Origin of the sequence: Streptomyces sp. BF23-19, assembly GCF_041106355.1 — a bacterium.
GTDB lineage: Bacteria > Actinomycetota > Actinomycetes > Streptomycetales > Streptomycetaceae > Streptomyces > Streptomyces virginiae_A.
This window is the reverse complement of sequence record NZ_JBGBPT010000036.1, coordinates 41539-57796: the sequence shown is the minus strand read 5'-3', so window position 1 is coordinate 57796 and position 16258 is coordinate 41539. Positions and strand designations below refer to the sequence as shown.

Genomic DNA, 16258 nt, shown 5'->3' with positions numbered 1-16258 from the left:
CCCGCCGGCGTTTGAGGCGCGGGGTCCGGGGCGGAGCCCCGGCTACGGTGCGAGCCGTCAGGCCTGAGCGGCAGCGGCAGCGGCGGCGTCCGCCGCCTGGGCCTTCAGCGCGCGCTCGACGCCCGCGCGGGACTCCGAGATCAGCCGGCGCAGGGCCGCGCTCGGCTCGGCCGAGGCCAGCCACGCGTCCGTCGCGTCCAGCGTCTGCTGCGAGACCTGCAGCGCCGGGTAGAGCCCCACCGCGATCTGCTGGGCGATCTCGTGGCTGCGGTTCTCCCAGACGTCCTTGACCGCCGCGAAGAACTTCTCGGTGTACGGGGCCAGCAGCTCGCGCTGGTCGGTCTGGACGAAGCCGCCGATCACCGCCTCCTGGACCGCGTTCGGCAGGTCGCCGGACTCCACCACCGAGGCCCACGCCTCGGCCTTGGCCTCCGCCGTCGGGCGCGCCGCCCGGGCGGTCGCCGCGTGGCGCTCGCCGGCCGCCGTGGCGTCCCGCTCCAGCTCCGCCGCGATGGCCGGCTCCCCGGCGACACCCGTCGCGACGAGCCGCTCCAGGAAGGCCCAGCGCAGCTCGGTGTCGACGGCCAGGCCCTCGATCTCGGCCGCGCCGTCCAGCAGCGCCGACAGGTAGGTCAGCTGACCCTCGGTGCGGGCGGTGGCCGCGAACGCCCGCGCCCACGCCAACTGGTGGTCGCCCGCCGGCTCGGCGCCGCGCAGGTGCTCCAGGGTGGCCTCGGTCCAGGCCGCGAGGCCCTGCTCCCGCCACGCCGGGGCGGCGTACAGGTCGATGGCCAGCTTCACCTGGCGGTGCAGCGACTGCACGACACCGATGTCGGACTCCTTGCCGATGCCCGAGAGGACCAGCGCGAGGTAGTCGCGGGCGGCGAGCTCGCCGTCACGCGTCATGTCCCACGCCGAGGCCCAGCACAGGGCGCGCGGCAGGGACTCGGTGAAGTCGCCGATGTGCGCGGTGACGGTGGCCAGGGACTCCTCGTCCAGGCGGACCTTCGCGTAGGACAGGTCGTCGTCGTTCAGCAGGAAGACCGCCGGACGGGTGCGACCGACCAGCTCCGGCACCGTGGTGAGCGCGCCGTCGATGTCCAGCTCGATCCGGTCGGTGCGCACGAGGGCGCCGTCCTGGAGCTCGTACAGGCCGACCGCGATGCGGTGCGGGCGCAGGGTGGACTCGCCCTTGGCGCCGGCGGGCAGCGCGGGCGCCTCCTGGCGGATACCGAAGGCGGTGATCACACCGTTCGCGTCGGTGGTGACCTCCGGGCGCAGGATGTTGATGCCGGCCGTCTCCAGCCACGCCTTCGACCAGGCGGCCAGGTCGCGGCCCGAGGTCTCCTCCAGGGCGCCCAGCAGGTCGGACAGGCGCGTGTTCCCGAACGCGTGCGCCTTGAAGTACGCCTGCACGCCCTTGAAGAAGGCGTCCGTGCCGACGTAGGCGACGAGCTGCTTGAGGACCGAGGCGCCCTTGGCGTACGTGATGCCGTCGAAGTTGACCATGACGTCGTCGAGGTCACGGATGTCGGCCATGATCGGGTGCGTGGAGGGCAGCTGGTCCTGCCGGTACGCCCAGGTCTTCATGGAGTTGGCGAAGGTGGTCCACGCGTGCGGCCACTTCGAACCCTCGGCGTAGGCCTGGCAGGCGATCGACGTGTACGTCGCGAAGGACTCGTTCAGCCACAGGTCGTTCCACCACTCCATGGTGACCAGGTCGCCGAACCACATGTGCGCCAGCTCGTGGAGGATCGTCTCCGCGCGCACCTCGTACGACGCGTCCGTCACCTTCGAGCGGAAGACGTACTGGTCGCGGATGGTGACCGCGCCCGCGTTCTCCATGGCGCCCGCGTTGAACTCCGGGACGAAGAGCTGGTCGTACTTGGCGAAGGGGTAGTCGTAGGCGAACTTCTCCTGGAACCAGTCGAAGCCCTGCCGGGTGACGTCGAAGATCGCGTCCGCGTCGAGGAACTCGGCGAGCGAGGGGCGGCAGTAGATGCCGAGCGGGACGGACTGGCCGTCCGGGCCCTCGTAGGAGCTGTGCACCGAGTGGTACGGACCGACGATCAGCGCGGTGATGTACGAGGAGATGCGCGGGGTCGGCTCGAAGCGCCAGACGTTGTCCTTGACGTCCGCGGCCTCGGGCGTCGGGGAGTTCGAGATGACCGTCCAGCCCTCGGGGGCGGTCACGGTGAACTGGAACGTGGCCTTCAGGTCGGGCTGCTCGAAGCTGGCGAAGACCCGCCGCGCGTCCGGTACCTCGAACTGGGTGTACAGATAAGCCTGCTGGTCGACCGGGTCGACGAAGCGGTGGAGGCCCTCACCGGTGTTCGTGTAGGCGCAGTCCGCGACGACCCGGAGCTCGTTGGCCCCGGCCGCCAGGTCGTGCAGCGCGATCCGGGAGTCCTGGAAGACGGCCGCGGCGTCCAGCGCCTTGCCGTTGAGGACGACCTCGCGCACGGCCGGAGCGACCAGGTCGATGAAAGTCTCACCCCCGGCCTCGGTCGACTGGAAGCGCACGGTGGTCACGGACGGGTAGGTGCCACCCTCCTGCGCGCCGCTGAGATCGAGTTCGATCTCGTAGGAGTCGACGGTCAGCAGCTTGGCCCGCTGCTGAGCCTCTTCACGGGTGAGATTCGTGCCAGGCACGCGTTCATCTCCTTCGATGGTGACGTTGCCCGGCCATCCTGCCATCCGGACACCGCCACCGCCTCGGAGTAATCCACGGGCGAAAAAACGCGCGCGGGGGCCCCGCCGTGGCGGCGGCGCCCCCGGGTCGGTCGGGCGGGATCAGCCCCGCAGCTCCTCGGCCACGAGCTCGGCGATCTGCACCGCGTTCAGGGCCGCGCCCTTGCGGAGGTTGTCGCTCGAGAGGAACAGCGCGAGGCCGTTCTCCACCGTCTCGTCGGCGCGGATGCGGCCCACGTACGAGGCGTCCTTGCCCGCCGCCTGCAGGGGGGTCGGGATCTCCGAGAGCTCGACGCCGGGGGCGTCCTTCAGCAGCTCGTAGGCGCGCTCGACGCTGATCGGGTTCGCGAAGCGGGCGTTGACCTGCAGGGAGTGGCCGGAGAAGACCGGGACGCGCACGCAGGTGCCGGAGACCTTGAGCTCGGGGATCTCCAGGATCTTGCGGGACTCGTTGCGGAGCTTCTGCTCCTCGTCGGTCTCGAAGGACCCGTCGTCGACCAGGTTGCCCGCGAGCGGGACCACGTTGTAGGCGATCGGGCGCTTGTAGACGGCCGGCTCGGGGAAGTCCACCGCGTCGCCGTCGAAGGTCAGCTGGTCGGCGGCCTCGGAGACCGCGCAGGCCTGGCCCTTGAGCTCGGCGACACCGGCCAGGCCCGAGCCGGAGACGGCCTGGTAGGTGGTGGCGATCAGCGCGGTCAGGCCGGCCTCGTCGTGCAGCGGGCGCAGCACCGGCATCGCGGCCATGGTGGTGCAGTTCGGGTTCGCGATGATGCCCTTGGGGCGGTTCTTGATCGCGTGCGGGTTGACCTCGGAGACCACGAGGGGGACCTCCGGGTGGCTGCGCCAGGCGGAGGAGTTGTCGATCACGACGGCGCCCTGGGAGGCGACCTTCTCGGCCAGGACCCGGGAGGTGGCGCCGCCCGCGGAGAAGAGCACGATGTCCAGGCCCGTGTAGTCGGCCGTGGAGGCGTCCTCGATGGTGATCTCCTGGCCCTCCCATTCGAGGGTGGAGCCCGCGGAACGGGCCGAGGCGAACAGCCGCAGCTCGTCCACCGGGAACTTCCGCTCGGCGAGGATGCCGCGCATGACTCCGCCGACCTGTCCGGTGGCTCCGACGATTCCGACCCTCACGGTGACTCCTTTTGGTACGTACGACGCGGGCGCGCGTGGAGCCATCATGCGTTCGACCCCACGAGCCTTGTCCAATCCATTGTCCGAGGTACGGACGGTGTCCTGAATGTGAACCCCTGTGGCGAGTTCGTGGCGGGCGTGTTGCGGGGCCCCTGAACTCCCGTTCTGCCTGGTCGGAGCCGGTTAGCGTCCGGACTGTCGTGACCGATATCCGGACATGACCGACCGCAGAACGAACCACCGATTCGGGGAGATCCACCGTGCGCGCCATCCGCCACCGCCGCCGGTCCATACCGGCGCTCGCCGCCCTCGCGGCCGCCGCCGTCGCCGCACCCGTCCTGCTGACCGCCACACCGGCGGCCGCCCACCCGCGCGAGGGCCGGCCGGCCAAGGAGCTGGTGGAGGAGGTCACCGCCAAGGGCGCCTACCGCCACCTGAAGAAGTTCCAGCAGATCGCCGACGCCAACGGCGGCAACCGCGCCGCCGGTACGCCGGGCCACGCGGCCTCCGCCGCGTACGTGTACGACACGCTGAAGAAGGCCGGCTACCAGGTGTCGTACCAGGACTTCGACATCTACGAGGCGCACACGAAGACGGAGCGGACCACCGTCCTCGGGGCTGACTCCCGCGAGCTGGCCACCGCGGCCTTCACCTTCACCAGGTCCACCCCGGCCGGCGGCCTGGCCGCGCCGCTGGCGCTCGCCCGGGTGGACGAGACCCCCGGCTGCACGGCCGACGACTACCCGGCCGGTGCCTTCGCCGGGAAGATCGCCCTGGTCAAGCGGGGCGCCTGCACCTTCGTGGAGAAGCAGCGGGCCGCCGCCGAGGCCGGCGCGCTCGGCGTGATCGTCTACAACCACAGCGGCACCACCCCGGTGCGCGGCGGCTTCGGCTCGCCCGCCGAGGGGATCATCCCGAGCGCCGGCATCACGCTGGCCGACGGCGAGGCGTTGACCGCGGCCGCCGCGAAGGGCGAGGTGAGCGTGCGTCTGGAGCTGGACCAGGAGCACGTGAAGAAGACCACCCGCAATGTGATCGCCGAGACCCGCGGCGGCCGCTCCGACCGCGTGGTGACCGTGGGCGCCCACCTGGACTCGGTACCGGAGGGCCCGGGCATCAACGACAACGGCTCCGGCTCGGCCGGCCTGCTTGAGGTGGCCCTGAAGCTCGCGGACGAGGGCGCCGACAAGAAGGGGAAGGGGCCCGCGAACAAGGTCCGCTTCGGCTGGTGGTCGGCGGAGGAGCTGGGCCTGCTGGGCTCGGAGCACTACGTCGCGCAGCTGTCCGAGAAGCAGAAGAAGGACATCGCGCTCTACCTCAACTTCGACATGATCGCCTCGCCGAACCCGGTGCAGTTCGTCTACGACGGGGACGACTCCGACAAGACCGGCGCGGGCGCGGGGCCGGCGGGCTCGGCCGAGATCGAGGCGCTGATCAACGGCTTCCTCGACAAGAAGGGCAAGCCGCACGAGGGCAGTGACTTCGACGGCCGTTCCGACTACGGCCCGTTCATCGCGAACGGCATCCCGGCGGGCGGCACCTTCACCGGCGCCGAGGGCATCAAGACCGCCGAGCAGGCGAAGCGCCACGGCGGCACGGCCGGAGCCCCGTACGACCCGAACTACCACGGGGCGGGGGACGACCTGAAGAACCTGGACCTGGGGGTCTTCGACACCAACCTGGACGTGATCGCGCACGCGGTCGGCACGTACGCCGAGTCGCTGCGCTCGCTCGGCAAGCGGTAGCGGCCGAAGGGCGACCCGGGGGAACGGCCCGGGGGAACGGCCCGGGGGAACGGCCCGAGGGGGCGGTGCTCGTCAGAGCGCCGCCCCCTCGGGTTTTCCGTACTGCCGGGTCCTACGGGAGGACCTTCTCGATCTGCACGCTGCCGGTGCCGGCGGCGGTGCCGCGGGCGTTGAGCAGCTGGACCTGGCCGAAGAACTGACGGCCCTCGGGGGCCGCGCTGGTGACCAGGACGTTCGCCGAGACCTGCGCGGTGGCGCCGGTGGCGAGGTTCACCGCGGCGGCCTCGTCGACCTGGACGGAGCCCAGGGCGGCCGAGAAGAACACGTCGCGGTAGTCGTACGTGGTGGAGCCGGACGGGATCGCGTAGCCGATCACCTTGACGGTGTAGGTGCCCGCGGCCGGGTTCACCAGGCTCACGGCCTCCTCGGAGTCGCCGTCGGCGGCCGAGCCGACCTTGACGCCGTCCTTGTAGACCTCGAGGTCGAGGTCGGCGGCGGTGTCGGACACCTTGCCGATCGCGACGTCGAGGCGCGAGGTGCCCGCGGGGACCGCGATCTCGGTGGAGTGGGTCTCACCGGGCGCGATGGTCGGCTTGGCGACCTTCGCGGAACCGAGCGGACCGCCGACGAGCTTGCCGCCGGAGATGGCCGCGCCGGCGTTCTTGACGCTCCACTGGACCGGGGCGGGGGTGCCCTGCTTCACCTCGGGCAGGACCTTGACCGCGGGGTCGAAGGCCGCGCCGAGCACGGAGACGTCCAGCTTGAACGGGTTGTCGAGCACCGGCGACGTACGACGGGCCTCGACCTCGATCTCCCAGACACCCGGCGTCGGCTCGGGGTACGAGCGCACGTCGGGGCGGCAGGTGTTGGCCGGGTTGTCGTAGTTCGGGTAGCAGTTGGTCGTGGCCGTCGGGTCGACCGGCACGCCGTACGGGTGGATCGCGATGAAGCGCGTCTGGGCACCCGCCGCGAGACCGCCGAGCGCGACCTCCAGGCTCTTGGCGCCCGGCGGCACGGTCACGAAGTACGACTTGTGCGCGTTGCGCTGCACGGTGGAGGACTGCGACAGGGAGAACGCCGGCGTGGCCAGGGGGGCGGAAGCCACGACGGTCGTCAGGATCTGCTTGTCGATGCCCTCGGTGGTCTCGTCGTCCAGCTGCAGGATGCCGCTGTGGACGCCGGCCGTCTTGGCGTTGGCCTCGACCTTGATGGTGACGGGCTTGTTCAGCGGCAGGGTGACGTAGTCGTAACCGCCGATGACCTTGAAGGTGCCGTCGTTGTTGCGCCAGCTCAGGTCGTGCCGGGTGCCGTACTTGACGCCCGTGGTGCGGGTGACGACGACGTTGTAGACCTTCTTCTGGCCGACCTTGAGGCCGCCCTCGCGGTCGTACAGGCCGGTGCCGAAGCCCGGGGTCTTCAGGAACTGGTCGATCGCGGTGTCGACCGGCGCCTTGACGGTGAACTCGTCGGCCTTCGCGTCGCGCTGGATGGACTCCCACGCACCGGGGATGTCGATCAGACCCGAACCCTGCGCGTGCGCGGGGACGTTGTCGATCTTCTTGGCGGCCGTGGTGAGCGCGACCCGCAGGGAGGCCGGCGTCAGCTTGATGTTGTGCTGCTTGGCGGCCGAGATCAGCAGGGCGCTCGCGCCCGCCGCCTGCGGCGAGGCCATCGAGGTGCCCTGGAGCATGCCGTAACCGGCCGGCAGGGTGTAGCCGGCCTCCTTCACCGGGGCGCCGGGCAGCCAGGTCTGGATGGTGTTGATGGCCGCGCCGGGGGCGCTGATGGTCGGCGTGAAGCCGCCGTCCTCACGCGGACCGCGGGAGGAGAAGGGGAACATGTTGTACTTCGCGCTCACACCGGAGCCGTAGTTGGCGGCCCAGGTCTCCTTGGAGACCGACGCGCCCACGGAGATGACCTTGTCCGCGAGGGCGGGGTCGCCGATGGTGTTGACGCCCGGGCCCGAGTTGCCGGCCGAGATGACCAGCTGGACGCCGTAGGTGTCGATGAGGTTCTTGTAGAGCTCGGAGCGCGCGTTGTTGCCGTCGTTCAGCGCCGGCAGGCTGCCGATCGACATGTTGACGATGTCCACGCCGCGGTTGACGACGAGGTCGATCATGCCCTCGGTCAGCGCGATGTTGGTGCAGCCGCCGGACCAGGAGCAGGCGCGCGAGGAGACGAGCTTGGCGCCGGGCGCCTCACCGTTCATCTTGCCGCCGAAGAGGCTGTTGGCGGCGGTGATGCCGGCGACGTGCGTGCCGTGCTCGGACTCGATGATGCCGACGTTGACGAAGTCGGCCTTCTTGCCGACCCAGTCACCGCCCAGCGGGTCCATCGGGACGTCCTTGCGGATCTCGATCACGAACGGGATGCGCTCGGCGACGTCGGTCGCCGGGTTGTCCGTGCCGAAGTAGCCGATCTGGTAGCCGTCCTTGTACGGCTTCATCGGCTCGTTGTTCGTGAAGTCGCCGTCCTGGTCGGTGTCGACGCGGACGGTGCCGGCGGCGGCGTCGTAGAGCAGGCCGAACCGGTCGGTGGTGTCACCGTCGCGGTTGACGTCGCCCGCCATGTCACCGGTGGCGGTGATCGACTCGGTGAAGCGGCTCCACTGGAAGCTGCCCTCCGGGGCCTTCCAGCTCTGGCCGCCCGCGGTGAAGCTGCCGCCGCTGGAGGTGACCGGGGTGATCTGCGCGCGCCAGGTGGCGTCATTGTCGGTGATCGGGTCGGTGGCCGTCACCCAGTCGACGATCTTGCGCTCGCCGGTGGTGGTCTTCTGCAGGGCCGGGTGACCGAGGTCGATGCCCGAGTCCATGATGCCGATGGTCACGCCGCGGCCGTCGGCCTGCGGGTTGTCCTTCACGAAGTCGACCGCACCGGTCTCGAAGGACGGGTTGTACGGGTTCTTCGCGGGGGTGTTCTTGTCCGGCGCCGCGTAGGTCTCGGCGGCGGTCTTCTTCACCGTGCCGGTCTCGCGGTCGGCGTCGGGGCGAGGGTCCGGCAGCTGGATCTCGTGCCGCAGGTCGATGCCGTGCACCGAGTCCAGCTTGGTGGCCGCCTTCAGCGCGGCCTCGGCCTTGCCGGTGGGCAGGGTGGCGCGCACGTAACCGAGGTTGTCGTACGTCTGGCCGACCGAGGCACCCTGGACCGAACCGAGCTGGTCCGCCACCTGCTTGGTCTGGCCGGGGGCGGTCGCGACCATGACGGTGACGTTGGCGTCACCCTTGGCCTTGGCCTGCTGAAGCAGCTCGGCGTCGGCCGAACCGAGCTTCTGGTCGGCGGACTTGACCGCGGGCGAGGTGCCCGGGGTGTCCGCGCCGGTCGCCGCGAAGACGGGCCCGGCGCCGGTTGCCGCGAGAGCGGCGACCAGACCGGCCGCGGCCGCGACGCGTGCGACGCGTCTGGCCCCGGATATGGAGCTGGGGGATTCGAGGGTCATCAGCATCCCTGGTAAGTGAAAGATACGGTCCGGATTTCGGTGCCGGATGACCGGTCAGCTTGGCCTAAGCGACAGCTCTTTGGGGAGAGTTGTCATTGACCGAGACCTGTCATGGCGGACTCCCGCCGGCGCTGAGAATGCGCCGGCGCGACCCAACCGGGGCACAGCGGTGCGAACCGTAGGGGCTGATCGGTCGATTTATCGACTTGACGGCCATACGCCCGCACCGGGACGCGATCGCGCCCCGGTGCGGGTGTGACAGATTTGGCGCGCTCAGCGCTCGCGCGTGCGCGCGTAATGACGCGAGGCTTTCGCCCGGTTTCCGCAGGCTGCCATCGAGCACCAGCGCCGCGTGCCGTTGCGCGACACGTCGAAGAAGTGCAGGACGCAGGTCTCGGACGCGCACCGGCGGATCCGGTCGGGCGCGGAACCCAGCAGGTCGAGGTAGTCGCGCGCCGCCGTCCAGGCGGGTCCCCAGGTCGGGTCGGCGAACTCGGCGCGCTCGCCCGGGCCTTCGGCGGTCAGGGTGGCGCGGATGCGGCCGTGCTCCAGCACGGCGTCGACCAGGGTGCGGGCGCTCTCGTCGGTCGGGTCCGCGACCGCGCGGGCCAGGGCCTCGCGGGCGGTCAGCAGGTGGACGAGGGTGGCCGCGTCGGCGCGGAAGCGGCCGGCCAGGCCGGTGCTCTCCAGCCAGACCGCGAGCCCTTGCACCCGGGTGAGCCCGGCCGCGCCGGCGAAGAGGTCCAACGGTTCGCCGTCGACGACCCAGCGCGTGTTGAGCAGGTCGAGGGCGACCGGCTCCCCGGTCAGGGGTCGTGGATCCGCCGCCGTCATGTCCGTATCGTCCCTCTCGTCAGGTGGCTAACCTCTTAAGGGTACGTGAGCGGTTGACTCACCTCTGTCTAACCTTTAATGTAAGTATAGAAGGTTAGGTGAAGAGGGATGCGGGGATACGGGAATCTCCAGGGAAGGAGCCGTCATGACCTCCGGGGCGTACCACTGGGGCGCGCTGGCCGTGCAGGAGCGGGTCGGCGTACGTGACCTCGCCGAGCACGTCGGCCGCTCGATCGGCACGGGGATCCGGGACGTCGCCGCGGCCTTCATCGGGCTCCAGCCGCACCTGGTCGTCGGTGCCACCGACGGCGCGGGGCGGGTGTGGGCCTCCCTGCTGACGGGTGCGCCAGGGTTCGTACGGGCCACCGGGCCGGACCGGATCGCGGTCGCCGGCGGACCGCCGACGGGCGACCCGCTCGCCGAGGCGCTGGCCACGGCCGGCACCCCGGTCGGGACCGTCGCGCTCGACCCGCGCACCCGGCGCCGGATCCGTCTGAACGGAACCCTGGAGGTGACGCGCGGAGGCTTCGCCGTCGAGGTCGAGCAGGTCTTCGGCAACTGCCCCAAGTACATCCAGCGGCGGCAGCCGCTGGAGCTCGCCCGGCAGGGGGCGGGTGTGGTCCGGCGCGGGGAGGCGCTGACCCCCGACCAGCGGCGGACCGTACGGGACGCCGACACCTTCTTCATCGCCACCACGGCGGAGGCGGACGGGGTCGACGCCAGTCACCGGGGCGGGCTGCCGGGCTTCGTGGAGGTGCTCTCGCCGGTCGAACTGGCCTGGCCGGACTACGCGGGCAACGCCATGTTCCTGACGCTGGGGAACCTGACGGCCGATCCACGGGCCGGGCTGCTCTTCCCGGACTGGGAGAGCGGGGCGGTCCTTCAGCTCAGCGGCCGGGCCCGGACGGAGTTCGGGGCCGACGGGAGCCGCCGCACCCGCTTCCGGGTGGAGTCGGTGGTGGAGAGCGTGCACCCGGGGCGGCTGCTCTGGAGCACCCCGGAGTACTCGCCTCACCTGGGCAGTACGACCAGGTAGGCGGCGGGTTCCCGGTCGTCGGCGGCGGTCAGGGCGGTCCGGATGACCGCGGCCTGCTGCTCGGGCCAGTCACGGAGCTTGCGCGGGGTGATGTGGATGACGGTCACCCCGAGCCGCTCCAGCGTCTCGCGCTTGCGCACGGACTCGGACCACTGCTCGTCCTCGCCCTGGCGCGGGGCGCGGGTGTCGATCTCCACGGCGACGGAGTGCTCGGGCCAGTACGCGTCCACGCCGCCGAGGTGCGGGCCGCCGGGCAGGCGCAGGTCGACGTGCCAGACCGGGTCGGGGAGCTCGTAGCCGCGTACGACGTGGTACAGCCGGTCCTCGGCGATGGCCCGCCCCTCCGCGAGCAGCGACTCGACGGCGTCGACCACGTGCGGCCGGTTCAGCAGTCGGGCCACGGTCAGCTCCCGGACGACGGCGGCCGGTTCGCAGTGGCCGCCGCGGACGGCCTCGCTCAGCAGGCGGCGCACGGTGCCGGCGTCGGAGAGCTGGGTGACGGCGTCGGCGACGGCCCGCGCGACGGGAGCCACCGGCAGCCCGGTCACCTCCTGGGACCGCGGCGGGGTGTGCGTCCGTACGATCCGCACGTCCCCGGTGGAGCGCAGTCGCCGGGTGCCGGGCACGAGGACGTCGATGTGCGAGAGGGCGAGCAGCGGGGGCGCGGAGTTGAACCGGTACAGGGCGAGCGCCGCCAGCCCGGTGATCATGGCCTCGCCACCGCCGCGCCGCTCCGCGTACAGCAACGCCGCGTGCAGCCGCTCCTCACTGGTCGCGGGACCGGGGTGGAGCAGGAACACCCCGGGCAGGATCTGTTGCCAGGGTCGCTCGGCCGCGTCGGAGGCGGTCACGCCGTGCTCGCGCAGCTGCGCGAGGGTCAGCACGCGGGGGCGGCTGCCGGTGAGGTGGGCGAGGGGGAGGGGTGCGTTGTGGTTCATGACGCGGTGATTCCCTCAGGCCATGGCCCTGCTAACCCCTGTTACACGCTCGTCGACAAATCCGGACAAGCTGGGGCTAAAGTACGGGCGTTCGACTGCCGATGGGGTGCGCCCGTGTGGCGGACCGGCCCGGCGCCGTTTCCCGGGGCTCCGCGCCGGACCCCGCGCCTCAAACGCCGGCGAGGCTGAATCCTTCAGCCCGTCCGGCGTTTGAGGACCGGGGGTTCGGGGGCGGTGCCCCCGCAGCGGCGCCGCAGGTCAGTTGCCCGCCGCCGCGTCGCACCGCTGGGCGGCAAGGGCCCGGGCCAGGTCGTCGCGCGACTCCAGGACCAGCCGGCGCAGGGCCGGAGCCGCTTCCGAGTGGGCCGACAGCCAGGCGTCGGTGGCCTCCAGCGTGGCGGAGTCACCCTGCAGCGACGGGTACAGCCCCTTCACCACGTCCATCGCGATCTGGATCGACCGGTCCGCCCACACCCGTTCGATCACCTCGAAGTAGGGCCCCGCGAATTCCGCGAGCAGGCCCCGCTGCGAGGACTGCTGCATGCCCGCGATCGTCGCCTCCACCAGCGCGTTCGACAGCGCGTCCGACTCGACCACCGCCGCCCACGCCTGGTCCTTCACCGCCTGCGAGGGCCGCGCCGCCAGGCACCGCACCTGGTGCCGCTTGCCCGAGGCCGTGTCGTCGCGCGCCAGTTCGGCGGCCAGCACGCCCTCGTCCACCACCCCGTGCGCGGCCAGCGGCAGCAGGAAGTCCCAGCGCAGCTCCTGGTCCACCTCCAGCCCGTCGATCCGGGCCGAGCCCTCCAGCAGCCCCAGCAGCAGCTGGAAGTCGCCCTCCGTCGCCGCGCTCGCCGCGAAGAAGCGGGCCCACGTCAGCTGGTGCTCGGACCCCGGCGCCGCGATCCGCAGCTCGTGCAGCGCGCCCGCCGCCAACTCCCGGCCGCCCTGCTCGCGCCGGTCCGGGGCGGCGTAGTGGGTGACCGAGGTCAGGGCCTGCGTGTGCAGCATCTGCAGGACGCCGACGTCGCTCTCGCGGCCCGCGTGCGCGAGGACCAGCGAGACGAAGTCGCGCGCCGGCATCAGGCCGTCGCGCGTCAGGTTCCACAGCGCCGACCAGCTCAGGGCCCGCGCGAGCGGGTCCGTCAGGTCCCCGAGGTGTGCCCGCAGGGTCTCCAGCGAGCCCTCGTCGAAGCGGATCTTGCAGTAGGTGAGGTCCTCGTCGTTGACCAGGACCAGGTCGGGCCGCTCCGTGCCCGCCAGCTCCGTGAGGACCGTCCGCGCGCCCGACACGTCCGCGTCGGCCCGCGCGTAGCGGGCCAGGGTCCCGTCGGACTCCAGCCGGTACAGGCCCACCGCGACCCGGTGCGGACGCAGTTCGTCGCCCTCCTGCACGACGGCCAGCTCCGTCACCCGGCCGCCCGCGTCGTAGGTGAGCACCGGGGTCAGCGCGTTCACACCGGCGGTCTGCAGCCAGGCCCGCGACCATGTCGCCATGTCCCGACCGGAGACCTCCGCGAGCACCGACAGCAGGTCGTCGAGCGTGGTGTTCCCGTAGGCGTTGGCCTTGAAGTAGCGCCGGGCGCCCTCCAGGAAGGCCTCCCGTCCCACGTAGGCGACCAGCTGCTTGAGCACCGAGGCGCCCTTGGCGTAGGTGATGCCGTCGAAGTTCAGCTTGGCGTCCTCCAGGTCACGGATGTCGGCCGTGATCGGGTGCGTGGACGGCAGCTGGTCGGCCCGGTAGGCCCATGACTTGCGGCGGTTGGCGAAGGTGATCCACGCCTGGTCGAAGCGGGTGGCCTCGACCAGCCCGAAGGAGCCCATGAAGTCGGCGAAGGACTCCTTCAGCCACAGGTCGTCCCACCACTTCATGGTGACCAGGTCGCCGAACCACATGTGCGCCATCTCGTGCAGGATGACGTTCGCGCGCGCCTCGTACGAGGCCTGCGTGACCTTGCCGCGGAAGATGTACTCCTCGCGGAAGGTCACCATCCCCGGGTTCTCCATCGCGCCCAGGTTGTACTCCGGCACGAAGGCCTGGTCGTACTTGCCGAAGGGGTACGGGTAGTCGAAGAGCTCGTGGAACAGGTCGAAGCCCTGCTTGGTGATGAGGAAGATGTCATCGGCGTCGAAGTGCTTCGCCAGACCCTTGCGGCACATCGCGCCCAGCGGGATGGTCAGGTCCCCGCGCGTGTAGGAGTCCGTCACGTAGTGGTAGGGGCCCGCGACCACGCACGTGATGTACGTGGAGATCGGCGCGGTCTCCGCGAACCGCCGGACACCGGCCTCGCGGGACTCCTCCGCGCCGTTGCTCCACACCTGCCAGCCGTCGGGAGCCGTCACCTCGAAGCGGTACGGGGCCTTCAGGTCGGGCTGTTCGAAGTTCGCGTACACCCGCCGCGCGTCGGCCGGCTCGTACTGGGTGTAGAGGTAGACCTCGCCGTCCTCCGGGTCCACGAAGCGGTGCAGGCCCTCGCCCGTCCGGCTGTACGCGCAGTTCGCGTCGACCACGAGGACGTTCTCGGCGGCCAGGCCCTCGAGGGCGATCCGGGCGCCGTCGAAGACCGCGGCCACGTCCAGCGCGCGCCCGTTCAGGGTCACGGCGTTCACCGAGGGCGCGATCAGGTCCGCGAAGGTGGAGGCGCCGGTGCCCGCCGCCCGGAAGCGGATCGTCGTCACCGAGCGGAAGGTCCGCGGACCCTCGGCCGGTTCGGCCTCGTCCACCGCGGACCGGATGTCGAGGACCACCTCGTACCCGTCGACGGACAGCAGCTCGGCCCGCTCGCGGGCCTCGTCGCGGGACAGATTCTCTCCGGGCACATGCACTCCTTCGTGCGTGATCGCGTTCTTGTGTCGAATCCTCGCACGAGGGAATGAGCGTCACCCGGTACTGGTTGGTGACGAGGAACGTGAGCCCACTGATGCCCTTTTGCGACGCATGCCGAGACTGAGGAGAGACATGACCGACACCCAGGTGCGCGAGAAGACCCCGGTCGACTTCTGGTTCGACCCGCTCTGCCCTTGGGCCTGGATGACGTCCCGCTGGATGGTCGAGGTCGAGAAGGTCCGCGACGTCGAGGTCCGCTGGCACGTGATGAGCCTCGCGGTGCTCAACGAGAACAAGCTCGACGAGCTGCCCGAGACCTACCGCGAGCTGCTCGGCCCCAAGGGTTGGGCCCCGGTGCGCGTGGTGATCGCGGCGCAGCAGAAGCACGGTGAGGAAGTCACCGGCAAGCTCTACACCGCGCTCGGCACCCGCATACACAACGACGAGAAGGGCCCGACCCGCGAGGTGATCGCCGAGGCGCTGGCCGAGGTCGGCCTGCCGGCCGAGCTGCTCGCGTACGCCGACTCGGACGAGTACGACGAGGTGCTGCGGGCCTCGCACAACGACGGGATCGACCGGGTGGGCCAGGAGGTCGGCACCCCGGTGATCTCCGTTCCGGGTGCCGAGGGCGATGTGGCCTTCTTCGGTCCGGTCGTCACCCCGACCCCGCGCGGCGACGCCGCCGCCCGGCTCTGGGACGGCACCCTGCTCGTCGCCTCGACCCCGGGCTTCTACGAGATCAAGCGCACCCGCACCAAGGGCCCGTCCTTCGAGTAGGCGGACCCGCCGGCCCGGCCGGCGCACCCTACGGAAGACCCCCGTGAGTCACGTCCTCACGGGGGTCTTCCGTTCGACACGCCCGCCGGTGAAGGTTGAGAAGACGATCACGAGGCGGACGGGCTTGTGGCGCTGCGATCAGCCCTTGGCGGGGATCAGCAGCGGGGTGTTCGCCTTGGCGTCGGCGTAGCGCTTGGAGACGTCCTGCCAGTTGACGACGTTCCACATGGCCTCGATGAAGTCCACCTTCTGGTTCTTGTACTGAAGGTAGAAGGCGTGCTCCCAGGCGTCGAAGACCAGGATCGGGGTGCTGGCCACGCCCACGTTGCCCTGGTGGTCGTAGACCTGCTCGACGACCAGACGGCCGCTGACGGGCTCGTACGCGAGCACGCCCCAGCCGGAGCCCTGCGTGGCGGAGGAGGCGAAGGTCAGCTGCTTCTTGAACTTCGCGAAGGAGCCGAAGGACTCGGTGATCGCGTCGGCCAGGTCACCCAGGCCGTCGGCCGCGGTGGGCTCGCCGCCGCCCTCGCCGGTCTTCGGGCTGGCCATGTTGTGCCAGTAGATGCTGTGGAGGATGTGGCCGGAGAGGTGGAACGCGAGGTTCTTCTCCAGGCCGTTGAGGGCGCCCCAGTTCTCCTTGTCGCGCGCCTCCGCCAGCTGCTCCAGCGTGTTGTTGGCGCCCGTGACGTAGGCCGCGTGGTGCTTGTCGTGGTGCAGCTCGATGATCTGCGGGTTGATCACCGGCTCCAGTGCCGCGTAGTCGTACGGAAGCTCAGGAAGCGTGTAGATGGCCATGCGTGTTATCCGGTCCCCTCGGCGTGCCAACTGCTTATTGCAATCAATGCG

General features: G+C 70.8%; 10 protein-coding genes. 3 read left to right on the top strand and 7 right to left on the bottom strand.

The features are described 5' to 3' along the window. Positions 1-57: 57 nt before the first annotated feature. Both pepN (AB8A24_RS21240) and AB8A24_RS21235 read right to left on the bottom strand, forming a co-directional pair. Positions 58-2652: an aminopeptidase N gene (gene pepN, locus AB8A24_RS21240; protein ID WP_369477124.1), complete on the bottom strand. Its 2595-nt coding sequence runs from the start codon at positions 2650-2652 to the stop codon at positions 58-60. Between the two features lie 141 nt (positions 2653-2793). Continuing rightward, a complete protein-coding gene (locus tag AB8A24_RS21235; RefSeq protein ID WP_369477122.1) occupies positions 2794-3822 on the bottom strand; it encodes an aspartate-semialdehyde dehydrogenase in 1029 nt (342 codons plus the stop codon). A gap of 260 nt (positions 3823-4082) precedes the next feature. On the opposite strand from AB8A24_RS21235, the gene AB8A24_RS21230 reads away from it, so the two are divergent. After that, positions 4083-5567: a M28 family metallopeptidase gene (locus AB8A24_RS21230; protein WP_328963355.1), complete on the top strand. Its 1485-nt coding sequence runs from the start codon at positions 4083-4085 to the stop codon at positions 5565-5567. A gap of 112 nt (positions 5568-5679) precedes the next feature. On the opposite strand, the gene AB8A24_RS21225 is transcribed toward AB8A24_RS21230, so the two are convergent. After that, a complete protein-coding gene (locus AB8A24_RS21225) occupies positions 5680-9003 on the bottom strand; it encodes a S8 family serine peptidase (protein WP_328963356.1) in 3324 nt (1107 codons plus the stop codon). 273 nt (positions 9004-9276) lie between these two features. Next, on the bottom strand, positions 9277-9837 hold the full coding sequence (locus AB8A24_RS21220; protein ID WP_328963357.1) for a CGNR zinc finger domain-containing protein: 561 nt from the start codon (positions 9835-9837) through the stop codon (positions 9277-9279). Positions 9838-9982: 145 nt separating this feature from the next. Here AB8A24_RS21220 and AB8A24_RS21215 point away from each other — a divergent pair, with 145 nt between their 5' ends. Continuing rightward, a complete protein-coding gene (locus AB8A24_RS21215; protein WP_369477120.1) occupies positions 9983-10873 on the top strand; it encodes a pyridoxamine 5'-phosphate oxidase family protein in 891 nt (296 codons plus the stop codon). On the opposite strand, the gene AB8A24_RS21210 is transcribed toward AB8A24_RS21215, so the two are convergent. Together AB8A24_RS21210 and pepN (AB8A24_RS21205) are read right to left on the bottom strand one after the other, a co-directional pair. Beyond that, positions 10849-11811 (bottom strand): hypothetical protein, encoded by a 963-nt coding sequence (locus tag AB8A24_RS21210; RefSeq protein WP_369477118.1) that lies wholly within the window; start codon positions 11809-11811, stop codon positions 10849-10851. The two genes, AB8A24_RS21215 and AB8A24_RS21210, sit on opposite strands and share 25 nt — an antisense overlap. Before the next feature lie 258 nt (positions 11812-12069). Continuing rightward, on the bottom strand, positions 12070-14628 hold the full coding sequence (pepN, locus tag AB8A24_RS21205) for an aminopeptidase N (RefSeq protein ID WP_369477116.1): 2559 nt from the start codon (positions 14626-14628) through the stop codon (positions 12070-12072). A gap of 139 nt (positions 14629-14767) precedes the next feature. Between pepN (AB8A24_RS21205) and AB8A24_RS21200 the strand changes: the two genes are divergently transcribed. Continuing rightward, positions 14768-15412 carry a DsbA family protein gene (locus AB8A24_RS21200; protein WP_266391394.1) on the top strand — a complete coding sequence of 215 codons (645 nt, stop codon included), beginning with the start codon at positions 14768-14770 and terminating at the stop codon, positions 15410-15412. Positions 15413-15550: 138 nt separating this feature from the next. On the opposite strand, the gene AB8A24_RS21195 is transcribed toward AB8A24_RS21200, so the two are convergent. Continuing rightward, a complete protein-coding gene (locus tag AB8A24_RS21195; protein ID WP_030016698.1) occupies positions 15551-16207 on the bottom strand; it encodes a superoxide dismutase in 657 nt (218 codons plus the stop codon). Positions 16208-16258: the final 51 nt, after the last annotated feature.

Excerpts from the sequence above, each read along its gene's own strand:
- AB8A24_RS21225 (WP_328963356.1), bottom strand. The coding sequence starts at position 9,003 with ATGACCCTCGAATCCCCCAGCTCCATATCCGGGGCCAGACGCGTCGCA.
- AB8A24_RS21220 (WP_328963357.1), bottom strand. The coding sequence starts at position 9,837 with ATGACGGCGGCGGATCCACGACCCCTGACCGGGGAGCCGGTCGCCCTC.
- AB8A24_RS21215 (WP_369477120.1), top strand. The coding sequence starts at position 9,983 with ATGACCTCCGGGGCGTACCACTGGGGCGCGCTGGCCGTGCAGGAGCGG.
- AB8A24_RS21210 (WP_369477118.1), bottom strand. The coding sequence starts at position 11,811 with ATGAACCACAACGCACCCCTCCCCCTCGCCCACCTCACCGGCAGCCGC.
- AB8A24_RS21200 (WP_266391394.1), top strand. The coding sequence starts at position 14,768 with ATGACCGACACCCAGGTGCGCGAGAAGACCCCGGTCGACTTCTGGTTC.
- AB8A24_RS21195 (WP_030016698.1), bottom strand. The coding sequence starts at position 16,207 with ATGGCCATCTACACGCTTCCTGAGCTTCCGTACGACTACGCGGCACTG.